This window comes from Glutamicibacter ardleyensis, assembly GCF_014644555.1.
Taxonomy (GTDB): Bacteria; Actinomycetota; Actinomycetes; order Actinomycetales; family Micrococcaceae; genus Glutamicibacter; species Glutamicibacter bergerei.
In genome coordinates this window covers 882,511-894,639 of record NZ_BMKX01000001.1, presented here as the reverse complement: position 1 = coordinate 894,639, position 12,129 = coordinate 882,511, and the positions used below count along the sequence as shown (strand labels likewise).

The window sequence follows — 12,129 nt, the reverse complement described above, 5'->3', positions numbered from 1 at the left end:
GTAGGACTTGCCGGACCCGGTGAAGCCTTGAAAGACCAGGTTCCTGTTCAGATCAATGAAATGACAGGTCGCCAACTGAGCCAGCATGGACTGGTTCAGCCGCGTTCTTCGACTCGATCCACTTTCCTCAGGTCAGCATTTGGGGAGCAGTTCACACGCAGACTCTTGCGTGGTGGACGGAGTTTATACAGGGTGGCTCTGAAGGAGAATATTGGGTGGCTCTGAAAGGCAATAATGCTGTTTCTGGCAGGTGGCTCTCAACGAGTCAAATATTCAGCCAAAGAATAGCTGACTATGGAAAATGGAACCAAGGCACCTGAGAAGATACAGCAATCTCAGAAGTTAAATAGAGCGCTGCGGTGACGGAAGGCGCAGACTTTCACGTACGTAATTCCGATTCGTCGCACGTACGGTCTACTGAAAGCCCATAGGGGAGCTTTGAGCGTTATCGAGATATTGTTGTTAGGTTCGATCTTATGTCCGCCTATAGAGCATGGTCGTTGTTAGGGAATACTAGGTTTCTGGTACTCATAGAACCTGAACCCTGAAGACCAGTATTTATTGAGCATCGTGATGTCTGGCCGTTATTGGCCGTCAGTCATAGAAATAAGTGCGAAGACATTTCGGTTCTGCCAGGGGACTACGGAAGCCTGATTATTGAAGGACACTGTGCTCAATTTATAGGTGCTCACTTCTTACTTTTGATAGTAACGGTCGTTCGGGGGAGTGTTTCACGTGAAACAAATGTATGGCCGTTCGAGTGCGAGGCATAGCTATAGGCTGGATTCGATACGGCTATCTGTGGCTAAGTTTCACGTGAAACATCTCGTGCGTATTCAATGGACGAGAAACCAGCCCGGGTGAACATCTGGAGCCTGAGAGCCATCCAGTATCCCAGAGTAGTGACGCCGCCCTTTATCCATTTAGCACCGATACTCATACGACGCGATTCACCGATGGTCCCAATTTTCTAATACCCGCTGCATGACAGGATGATCGCGAACACGTTGACTTCCGTACTGTCTATAGAGACCGTTTCGAGGAGCAACATATGTCCGGGTTAGAACTGACACTTCCGGCCCGGACATCTCCGCCACTCTTAGATATCAGGATCCTCCCGATTATTTTGCTGTAGCAAGGACTGGCTCAGGGAGACGAGACACGAATCTTCATTCTGGCGGCTAGCCTTTACCAGCTCCTCGGGCCGGCTAACCAATGCAGTTTCACGAACACATGTTTAGAGTCCGGTGGGCACGAAACTAGTCGAGAGGCTAAACGCTGCAGCACTCAAATCATCGACCTGTAAATTGATCGCAACGGGTACTTCAATTCCATAAACCGGGTAATGCAGCTGGGGTGAAGATGTCCTTGTAGACCCAGTGCGCCACGCCTAAAAAACTGTCGGCATCTATCCTGTAGAGCTTAACTATGAGGAAGCCATCACGCGCTCGAAAGAGCCACGTCCAGCTATCAATGCGTTGAGGGCAACTCTGGACTAGAAATGCCTTTCCAATACCGATCAATGACGGATAGATACGAGCTGACCCAGACAGATCAGGATACGACATAAATTTCGGCATACACTGGTTCCGATTGTCCTTCGGGTGCTCCTAACTGATTGAATCCAACTGAAATACACATGTGCGAGGCAAGAGTTCTGCGCCCGAACAATCAATGACTAGTCTGTATAGCTTCACAATGGTCTGCGTGAGCGTGAAACAGCGGTACCAGATTGCGGATTGGTAGGCCCGTCTTTAGCCAGCAGACATGGTTCTATTCCCAGCTATCTGCCGAAACTGTAGCGAGGTGTTCAGAAATTCGGACCGGGAGGTGTCTTAGTATGGGGACAATAAATTCTGGCTATTCCAGCACACGAGCAGACATACGGGTTTGCATAAGATACGGAAGTCCAAAAATGCATCTACCTGCTAGACGTATTTGAGTGCGATGGAGGAAAATTACCTGTCTGGTAGCTGATTATTCGGAGCTCGTAGAGCCACCGATATTCCCACTGGGAGCCACCCGATATTGCCGTTCAGAGCCACCCGCCAACCGATGTGGTTGACCGGCGGCTCTGAACAAGGAATCTCACCGCGAACGCATCATGCGTTTACCGCTCGCCACGCGAATACGCCTCGCGCATATTGAACCCATCGGTCTCAACTCAGATCCTGTTGTGAACGATGCGGTCCATGACCGCGTCCGCCAACGCACCAGCCCCAGCAAGGCATGCAGTCCGGCTGCTCGTACTGCATACAGGAAATCGTCGACGCAGCGTCATACCTTCGCTCCGTGAGCTCTCGAACATGAACCGCGTGAATTCTCCGCCCGGCGGATCCAACAGTCACTCATCAAGGACCGAGACACAGTAGTTTACATACTTGCACAACAGCTTTTTGCACGCCCAAGGGCTCATCGACCGCTTGCTGCCAGGGTGGCCCTGAACAACAATAACGCTGTTTATGTCGGGTGGCTCTGAACGGCAGTATTGGTGGCTTTCAAAGTGTCCAATATTCAGTAGCTTTGACAAGCTGTTTAGGAATGCAATTTTTAGGGGGCTAACTTGGAATACTGAGCCACGAACGGTTTTGTAGGAGGACAACATGCCAATGATGTGTAATACGGCGGGCCGTCAGATATCTTGAATAGGTGCTGAAAATGTAAAGAAGGAAAATAGGTACTTGAGGTTCCGCCTTGATCGTTTTTTACTGGGACAAGAGCGCTGACTTCCGATAAGAGTGATATTAAAGGAAATGTAATCTAAATACCTTGTTTTCTTTCCAAAACTAACAAATACTGATTCCCTGAGGTCATGACAGTGGCCATGACCATGGGTAGGGACGAAAATAGGCGTTGAACTCGAAAGTTCAACGCCTATTTTGGGAGTGCTTAGGATTTACAGGTATTCAGCAAAATCCTTTTCGATGACAGCCTTTGGCTTGGCACCGATTGAGGTAGCTACGTGCTCGCCACCCTTGAAAACGTATACAGCAGGAATGCTAGTGATTCCGTACTTAGCAGCGATGCTCTGATTCTCGTCAACGTTGATCTTTACGACATCAACCTTTGCAGCATGCTCTTCAGCGATCTGGTCCAGGATTGGACCAAGCTGACGGCAAGGACCGCACCACTCTGCCCAGAAGTCGACGATGACTGGTTTTTCGGCATCCAGAACTTCTGCCTGGAAGGTTGCTTCAGTTACTGCCTTAGCGTTACTCATGTGAGTGAACCCCTTTCTGAGAAATATTAGTTACTGGCCTTGGCCGGAGTTTTGATGTTTGCCAAGTAGTGTTCGACATCCTGAGCCGCAGCGCAACCCGAAGCCGCGGCGGTGATCGCCTGACGGTAGGTTGAATCGATGACGTCGCCGGCGGCATAGACACCAGGTAATGAGGTGCGGGAGGAACGTCCGTCGACGGCAATGGTGCCCTCGGCAGTCAGCTCTAGCTGATCCTTGACAAGTTCCACGCGTGGATCGTTACCGATTGCAACGAAGATACCGGTGACATCTAGCGTGGATTCTTCTCCGGAATTACGGTTCTTGACTACTAGGCCGCTGACCTTATCTTCACCGTTGATCCCGATAACCTCGGAATCCCACACAAACTCAATTTTTTCGTGAGCGAGCGCTCGATCAGCCATGATCTTCGAGGCGCGCAGTTCGCTACGACGGTGAACTACGATCACCTTTGCGGCGAACTTGGTCAAGAACAAAGCTTCTTCCATGGCGGAGTCGCCACCGCCAATGACGGCAATCGTCTGATCACGGAAGAAGAAACCGTCGCAGGTTGCGCACCATGAAACGCCGTGGCCCGAGAGGCGCTTCTCATCTGGAAGCCCCAATTCGCGGTAGGCAGAGCCGGTAGAAACGATGACTGCGCGGGCGCGGTAGACGGTACCGTCGGCCAGCGACAGGGTCTTGATCTCGCCGTCGAGCTGCATCTCGGTAACATCATCGAAGAGAACCTCGGCACCGAAGCGCTCGGCCTGCTTCTGCATGTTGTCCATCAAGTCCGGGCCCATGATTCCTTCAGGGAAGCCCGGGAAGTTTTCAACGTCCGTGGTGTTCATTAGTTCGCCACCGGCAGTGACCGATCCGGCGATAACCAATGGATTCAGATTCGCACGCGCGGTGTAAATCGCTGCGGTATAACCCGACGGGCCCGAACCGACGATGATTACGTCGCGGATTTCGTCGTTCTGTGCTGAAGTCACGGGGATAGAACCCTTTCGTTCTAATAATGCGAGGTGGATAGTAAGGTCTAACCTCACTATCCACCTCAACGCATTGCTATGGTAAAAAATTCCGCGTCTGTTACTTCGCGGAGAACTCGCCAATCTGTAGACCCCATGGACGGGATGCATTGGCACCCGAAGCACGGCGTGGTAGCTCGGTGACGTTGAGGAACACGTGGGAACCGGCAAGGTAGTCGGTTTCATCGCCCTTGACCGGAATGGAGATCGAAGGACCAGAGAAGGAACCCTTCGCAACCGACTTCGCATCGCCAAGATCATCGGACTTGCCAACAAGGATCTCATAATCTCCACCGGTGGCATTTAGGCCCTCGAGGTTGATTTCCTTGATCGCTGACTCTTCTTCGAGATCTAAGATGAAGACCATATTTGAAGCGAAGCCACCGAAATTGCTCGTGGTGTACGAGTAAGTCTTGTAGGTGCTTGAAGGGTTACCGTCGGTCATATCCTTCAAGGTGTTATCAGTTTCGGCGTTGAGCTGCTGATTACCTGGTACTAAGCGGGACACACCATCAACCTTAGGAGCCGGCAACGAAGACTCTGTAGGAGCCTCTGAGGTTTCCTTGGACGGTTCTGCTGCCGTCTCGGTAGGGGTTGCGGGGGCATCAGCTGTATTGTCCTTGCCTGCTCCACCGAGGAAGTTGAAGGCGAAGACGATACCGATAACTAATACCGCGATTAATACTGCTCCGACGAGCAGACGCACACCCTTTGAGGTGCCCTCGTCTTCTTCGTTATCTACTGGCTCAGGAACATCCTGTGCGGGGACACCCTTGGCGGCCGCAGGGAAGGTCGAAGCCTTTGGTGCCGAGGCAACCGCAGCAACTCCAGCTCCAGCAGCTACACCAGCGGTGGCGGCCTTCTTCTGAGCAGGCTTCTTAGGTTCTTCCTTCTGTGGTTCTGCTTTTTTAGGCTCTGCCTTTTTCGGCGTATTGCCCTTTGACTGAGCAGCTGCGGCGAGGGCCGCGGTAGCGGTTACGTTCGGTTCCTTGTCGTCATCCAGACGCGTCACCTTAGGCTTTGGAGCCTCGGTGTTCTTGCTCGATGGAGTGACTGGGGTAGCAACAGTTGGTGTAGCGACTTGAGCATTAGGTGCTGTCTGGTCGCCGGTATTTTCCTCATCGTACGAATCTTCGTCATCGAAGGATTCCGCTGGGGCAGTGTTTTTGCGACTGAAACGATTCTTCAGACCGGCAAACCCACTACTCAGCGCGTTTCCAACCTTGCCCTGTTCTTCGGGCTCATCTTCGTAACGCAACTGATCGTAGTACTCAGCGTCGTCCGCGTAAGTTTCAGGGACCGACTGACGGGATTCCCCGAAAATTTCGGTTCCCAGAGTGTCGGTGAAAAACGGCTCTACGTACGGTGCGTCCTGGGCTTCAAGAACCAAATCTAGGAGGTCCGCCGAACGTGCGACATTCGCTACCAAGTAGCTTTGATTTGTTTCAGTAATTCCCAGATCCAGAACCTGGACGTTTGCCTGACGCTCACCCATGGCGATTTCTCGTGCGCTGGTAGCGAGCTGGGAGGAGTTAGTCGCAGATGCGACCACGATGCTGACCGATCGGTTGAGCACCTGATCGATGCCACCAAGCACCAGATCTCCCTCGGCGGTGGTCAAAACGGATTCGGTGACCTGGTAACGGCCGCTAAGGACGGAACCGACATCGATGGGCTGCGACACGTGCATCTCCAAGGTTTGATTGCTTCGAACGGCAGGCTGACCTACCATCTTTCATGTTACCTGCCCAAAGACGTCATTCGTTGGTCATTTGAGCAGAATCACCGCTTAGTGAGACCCGGAATTCTGCGCAGCAGTGGTCCGAGGAACCCGGCGAGCTCAGGGACTTTAGTGCGGTGCAATAGGAACACGAAGGCGACTGCCATAACAAGCCCCACGATACAGATGGTGATGACGGCACTCAATAGTGAATCGTACGCAAATCCGAAGCTGAAACCACCCAAAAGAGCTAACGGCACACAGCCGATGATGGCTGATAACGTGGCCATCCACCCGATACGAATGTAGGTGTCGATTACCGTGCCAACGCCATAGTCTCCATATCGGCGTTTGATCAGATAGTGCGTGATCAAGGCGGAAATGACGTTAGTGATTCCGTAAATAAAGGCAATGGCCGCCGCGATGTGAACTGGATCGATCAAGAAATACGCCAACACCGCACCGACCAGCCCAATGAGGGCAATGCTGCTTTGGATGAGCATCGGTGTACGGGTGTCTTCGTCGGCAAAAAATACGCGCAGCATAAAGAACTGCAAGGATTTGAAGGGAAGCCCCAGTGCTGTCAGCACCAGTAGCTGACCGATCGCCGCGGCTGCCGCAATTGAGTGTTCCGAGTTACCCGCGAAGAGGCGACCCAAAGGACCAGCCAAAACAATGAAGACCAGAGTGCAGAAAATTATCGGGATCGCGGTGGAGCGCATGCCCTCATTGAGTAGCGGACCGATATCTTTGCGCCGTTTGTCGGCGAAGGCGCGCGTGAAGTCATTGAACAACACCGTGGCGACCGTGAGCGCGAAAAGCGAGTGGGGGAGCACCGTGATGAGCTGTGAGGTGTTCAGTGCGTATTCGCCGGCTACCGAGGCTGCTTGCTCAGCACTTAGCTCGGTACGGGCGGCTGTCGCTCCGGAGACAATTTTTGAATAGAGCAACGACGAGATATTGCCGATGACCATTGCAGCGAGCGTCCAAATGGCCAATCGGCCGACGTGGCGTAAGCCCATACCGCGCCATGAAAAATCGAATTGGAGCTTGAGGTTGATCTTTTTCAGGGGCCACAACAACACCAGTGATTGCATCAAAATGCCAAGAGTTGCGCCACCGGCAAGCCAGACGGTTTTTCCGGTGCTCCAGGTGTCCATTGGATTACCCGTGGAATAGGCGCCGAACACGATGATGAACGAGCCAATAACCAGCAGTTGAATGAGGTTGTTGACCGCTGGTGCCCACATAAACGCGGCGAACTTCCCGTGCGCGTTGAGCACCTGGCCAAGTACCGCATACAGTCCGTAGAAAAATATTTGGGGCAAGGACCAATAGGCGAACGCGGTCCCTAGGGCAATCATCGGTTCGGTCCAGTTATTGGTTAACGCAACGATAATTGGGCGTGCGCAGAGGGTTAGTATCAGAGTCAGCGCGCCCATTACGACTATGGTGAGAGTTACCAGCTTCGAGGTATAAGCGGCACCACGATCTTTAGCTTTGGAAGCCTTGATGAGCTGTGGGATGAGCACAACGTTGAAAATACCGCCGGCCAACAACATGAAGATGATCGTCGGAATGACGTTCGCCTTCTCGAAAATATCAGCCACCGAGGTGACCGAGCCGATGGCCATGGCGAGCATTGCGGTACGAACAAAACCAAGAATTCGGGACACCAACGTGCCTGAAGCCATGAGAGCGTAGGTCGTTGATCGTCCGCCGGAGACCGGCACTGGGGGAGGCGCTGGTTCCGTTACCTGTTCAAAGGCTCCAGTGTGTGGCTGATCGGAGCCTGGTTGTGACTTAGGAACCTGAGACATACTTCGTTAGGACCTCGCGTGCCAGGTCTGCGATCCGGCGTTCATTAGGGAAGGAAAGGCGTTTACCGAGTGAATTTAACGGAATCCATGCGACATCAACGGCTTCATGATCGGGATCATTCTCGATCGTGAGGTGGCCGCCGGTGGCTTCCAAAAGGAAATGGTGCACAGTTTTATGTACCCGGTAGTTAGTTACGGTGAACCAATAATCGACGGAACCGAGCGGAGCAAGAATACGACCGGCAATTCCAGTTTCTTCTTCGATCTCCCGGATAGCCGCTTCTTCGTTCGTTTCTTCGCCCTCAGGATGGCCCTTCGGTAGGCACCATTCCAAGCGTCCACCACGGTTGTATCGGGCGATGATTGCTACCGGAAAATCGGGGTTATCGAAGTCGATAACTATGCCACCAGAGGAGACTTCTTCGACCGTAGGAAGCGCCTGAGGACCGCCGGGTGCCTGAGCAGAAGCCATTGACGCAGTCAATGGGGTGCGCTTTGGGGCAGACGGGATCGGACGGTTCATGCAACCACTCTATCGAGTTTTTGGTGATCTATACCTTAGCGACTTGGACAAGAGAGCTATCTCGCAAGGAACTTCGGTGATTTTTCAAGCGAGATCACCAGAAATCTGGCACGCTTAAGGAACTATGCACGCACTTCCATCTCATGACGCCCTGCGCCAGATCCTACCTTCGGTCATTTTCGAACTAGCCGACCGTTTTGTTCGCGCCGGATTTGAGATCTCTTTGGTGGGTGGTCCGGTACGCGACCTGTTTCTTGGACGTGTCTCACCCGACTTAGATTTCACCACGAGCGCTACACCTGAGCAGACGGTCAAAGCGATCTCTGGCTGGGCCGACAATATTTGGGATGTGGGTCGCGAGTTTGGGACCATTGCCTTCAAAAAAGACGGGTTTACCCTAGAGGTCACGACCTATCGCGCAGATGCCTATGACAAGGATTCGCGTAAGCCTATCGTTGCTTTTGGTGACAATCTCCGTGATGATCTCTTCCGCCGGGACTTCACCATGAATGCAATGGCCTTACGACTGCCTGATTTGGAATTGGTGGATCCTTTTGACGGGGTTGATTCACTACGTGAAGGACTCATCCGCACTCCAGGATCTCCGGATATCTCATTTTCTGATGATCCATTAAGAATGATGCGCGCCGCGCGCTTTGCATCTCAACTTCGCATTGAAGTTTCGCCGGAGGTACGCCAGGCGATGGCCGAGATGACCGAGCGCATTGATATTATTTCCGCCGAACGAGTGCGCGATGAATTGGTCAAGTTGATCAATGGCGCGGACCCTCGAGCTGGCATAGATTTATTGGTCGACTCTGGCCTGGCCGACAAAGTATTGCCAGAGGTATCGGCTTTGCGTTTAGAAATCGACGAACATCATCGACACAAAGATGTCTATCAGCATTCATTGACTGTGCTCGAGCAGGCAATCGGACATGAAACCGACACTGATGGTGCGGTCCCGGGGCCAGATTTCATTTTGCGCTTTGCGGCCCTGATGCATGATGTCGGCAAGCCTGCGACGCGAAAATTTGAGTCCAATGGAGCGGTGTCTTTCCGTCACCATGACATGGTCGGTTCCAAGTTAGTGAAGCAGCGTATGCGCGCTCTTCGCTTCGATAAGGACACGACAAAAGCGGTAGCGCGCCTGGTTGAGTTGCATATGCGCTTCTATGGTTATGGAGAAGCCGGCTGGACCGACTCGGCCGTACGTCGCTACGTGACAGATGCTGGGGACTTACTAGAGCGGTTGCATCGGTTAACCCGCTCGGACGTCACGACTCGAAACCGTCGCAAGGCAGAACGCCTAGGTTTCGCATATGACGATTTAGAGACTCGTATCGCAGAAATCACGGAGCAGGAAGAGCTGAATGCTATTCGGCCAGACCTCAACGGAGAACAGATTATGTCCCTCCTGGGGATCAAGGCAGGTCCAATGGTGGGCCGGGCTTACAACTTCATGTTGAACTTGCGTCTCGATGATGGGCCACTGGGCGAAGAGATAGCGGGGGAGCGATTGCAGGCTTGGTGGGCTGAGCAACCTGAATCTCAAGCCGGAGAACACGATAAGTAGTTCACACGCTTTGGTGTTGGGGTCGTTTTGAGCATCGCTCGAAACGGCCCCAACGCATTTAATGAAACTTATTTAAGAATTTTTGCCTTTCGCTAGCACTCACGGCATTCTCCATGTATGCTAAGTACTGTGATTGGGAAGTCTCAATGAGATTTGCGGATCAAAAAGAAAATTCACATAGGATCTCGTGCTTCGCACGATTGATTCGGACAGACATTTAGGAGGTGGGAAACGTGATTACGAATTCAGTTATTTGGAACGATGGCGGCAAGCGATCAGGCAATATGACCTTTACGCATCGCTGGTTCGGCTATGCCGCACGCCATGGCGTTTCCTCTGCCTCCGGAGTAATGGATTCCTAGACTTCTACGAATTCAATCAAAAGTTCCTGAGGTGGTCAGTCAGTAATCGACATTCTCCCTTAGGAACTTTTTCATGTCTGCTCCACTTTTTGACAGCACCACCCAACGGGCTGTTCGGACCTCGGAACTCATCTTCGCCGGTCCTGAAAGCCTCAAGGCTCGCGCAGTTTCAACTACGCGCCAAGACCTTCCCAGCCCTTCGATTCATTTAGAGGGGAGGGAATAATAATGCGAAAGCGTTTAGGTAAAAACTCCAAGCCATTGGACAACACTGAATTCAACCGTCTACTGCGGCAACGGGAATTGGTTAACCATGTGCCACCAGAAATGTACTTCCGCATCCGGTAGTTCCAAACGACGCCATTACCGTTGATTGGAATCACTGGAAAAGAGGTAGAAAATGAATTCGCAAGTAATTGCACAGAGGCCCGCCGGCCTTTCAGCCGGCGGGCTTCTCCGCGTCTTGATGCAGAAAACAAAAAGCAGGGTTCGGAAATCTAAAATTTCCAAACCCTGCTTTGGTTAGCGCAAAACTAACTCATAAAATTTAGCGCTCGACGTCGCCGCGGATGAAGGCCTCAACCTTTTGACGCGCAGTGTCGTCGTCGTACTGCTCTGGTGGCGACTTCATGAAGTAACTCGACGCCGACAGAATCGGTCCACCGATACCGCGGTCAAGCGCGATCTTAGCTGCGCGGACAGCATCAATGATGACGCCAGCGGAGTTTGGTGAGTCCCATACTTCCAACTTGTATTCCAAGTTCACTGGAGCGTCGCCGAAGTTGCGTCCCTCGAGGCGGACAAACGCCCACTTGCGGTCATCCAACCAGGCAACGTAGTCACTTGGGCCGATGTGGACATCGTCAGCGGTGAGCTTGGCAGAAGTGTTCGAGGTGACGGCCTGAGTCTTGGAGATCTTCTTGGATTCAAGGCGCTCGCGCTCGAGCATGTTCTTGAAGTCCATGTTGCCACCGACATTTAGCTGGTAGGTGCGGTCAAGCACTACTCCGCGGTCCTCAAAAAGCTTGGCCATCACGCGGTGCGTGATGGTGGCGCCAATCTGCGATTTAATGTCGTCGCCGATAATAGGAACGCCTGCATCGGTGAATTTCTGAGCCCACTCTGGGGTGCCGGCAATGAAGACAGGCAAGGCGTTAACAAATCCAACGCCCGCGTCGATGGCGCACTGTGCGTAGAACTTCGCGGCAGCCTCGGAACCCACTGGCAGGTAGCAAACCATGACGTCTACCTTGTTGTCCTTCAACGTCTGAACGACGTCGACAGGATCGGCGGTGGACTCTTCAATGGTCTCGCGGTAGTACTTGCCCAGACCATCCAGGGTGTGGCCACGTAGCACGGTCACACCGGTGTGTGGCACGTCTGCGATTTTGATGGTGTTGTTCTCGCTCGCGAGGATTGCTTCAGATAGGTCGAGGCCGACCTTCTTAGCGTCAACATCGAATGCCGCTACGAACTCCACGTCACCCACGTGGTATTCGCCGAATCGGACGTGCATCAGACCCGGGATAGAGGCATTTTCGTCGGCACTGCGGTAGTACTCGACACCTTGGATAAGGGATGTAGCGCAGTTGCCCACGCCAACAATGGCAACGCGAATCGGGTTCGCCGACACATGAACTCCTAAAGAAATATACAAAGCTGTGGGCAAAATGGCCGCGCGAAAGCACAGTCTATTAATGGGCCCTTAATGATCTTAAGACCTTTTGGTCAAGAAACATTCCCAAAGTGCTAGTAATCACCGGAGATGTCGGAGAGCACGAGAGAATACCTGTTATCTAAAGGGTGCAGTATCAGACAATGGGCACACTCTAACGCGCCACTCTGTACAGTTGTAATTCATGTTTTGGACATTA

At 52.5% G+C, this 12,129-nt stretch carries 8 protein-coding genes and 1 pseudogene; 2 read left to right on the top strand and 7 right to left on the bottom strand.

Annotated elements, in window-relative coordinates:
* From IEX04_RS19075 to IEX04_RS03980, 6 genes and pseudogenes are all read right to left on the bottom strand, one after another.
* Positions 1-87: pseudogene (locus IEX04_RS19075) on the bottom strand (ATP-binding protein); the annotation flags it as partial.
* 2,809 nt (positions 88-2,896) lie between these two features.
* Positions 2,897-3,220, bottom strand: a complete 324-nt coding sequence (trxA, locus tag IEX04_RS04000) for a thioredoxin (RefSeq protein WP_096255096.1) — start codon at positions 3,218-3,220, stop codon at positions 2,897-2,899.
* Positions 3,221-3,246: 26 nt separating this feature from the next.
* On the bottom strand, positions 3,247-4,215 hold the full coding sequence (gene trxB, locus IEX04_RS03995; RefSeq protein WP_096255098.1) for a thioredoxin-disulfide reductase: 969 nt from the start codon (positions 4,213-4,215) through the stop codon (positions 3,247-3,249).
* Positions 4,216-4,315: 100 nt separating this feature from the next.
* Complete coding sequence (locus IEX04_RS03990) at positions 4,316-5,938, bottom strand: hypothetical protein (RefSeq protein ID WP_188683886.1); 1,623 nt, start codon at positions 5,936-5,938, stop codon at positions 4,316-4,318.
* Between the two features lie 98 nt (positions 5,939-6,036).
* A complete protein-coding gene (gene murJ / locus IEX04_RS03985) occupies positions 6,037-7,668 on the bottom strand; it encodes a murein biosynthesis integral membrane protein MurJ (RefSeq protein WP_096255255.1) in 1,632 nt (543 codons plus the stop codon).
* A 109-nt stretch (positions 7,669-7,777) separates the two neighbouring features.
* Entirely contained in the window at positions 7,778-8,317 is a 540-nt protein-coding gene (locus IEX04_RS03980) for an NUDIX domain-containing protein (RefSeq protein WP_096255102.1), read from the bottom strand.
* Between the two features lie 124 nt (positions 8,318-8,441).
* Here IEX04_RS03980 and IEX04_RS03975 point away from each other — a divergent pair, with 124 nt between their 5' ends.
* Positions 8,442-9,893, top strand: a complete 1,452-nt coding sequence (locus IEX04_RS03975; RefSeq protein WP_096255104.1) for a CCA tRNA nucleotidyltransferase — start codon at positions 8,442-8,444, stop codon at positions 9,891-9,893.
* A 233-nt stretch (positions 9,894-10,126) separates the two neighbouring features.
* Complete coding sequence (locus tag IEX04_RS19000) at positions 10,127-10,255, top strand: hypothetical protein (RefSeq protein ID WP_256382690.1); 129 nt, start codon at positions 10,127-10,129, stop codon at positions 10,253-10,255.
* 547 nt (positions 10,256-10,802) lie between these two features.
* Here IEX04_RS19000 and IEX04_RS03970 read toward each other — a convergent pair.
* Positions 10,803-11,888 (bottom strand): inositol-3-phosphate synthase, encoded by a 1,086-nt coding sequence (locus IEX04_RS03970; protein ID WP_096255107.1) that lies wholly within the window; start codon positions 11,886-11,888, stop codon positions 10,803-10,805.
* Positions 11,889-12,129 lie beyond the last annotated feature (241 nt).

Coding starts and splice junctions, on each gene's coding strand:
- trxA (WP_096255096.1), bottom strand. CDS start 3,220: ATGAGTAACGCTAAGGCAGTAACTGAAGCAACCTTCCAGGCAGAAGTT.
- murJ (WP_096255255.1), bottom strand. CDS start 7,668: ATGGCTTCAGGCACGTTGGTGTCCCGAATTCTTGGTTTTGTTCGTACC.
- IEX04_RS03980 (WP_096255102.1), bottom strand. CDS start 8,317: ATGAACCGTCCGATCCCGTCTGCCCCAAAGCGCACCCCATTGACTGCG.
- IEX04_RS03975 (WP_096255104.1), top strand. CDS start 8,442: ATGCACGCACTTCCATCTCATGACGCCCTGCGCCAGATCCTACCTTCG.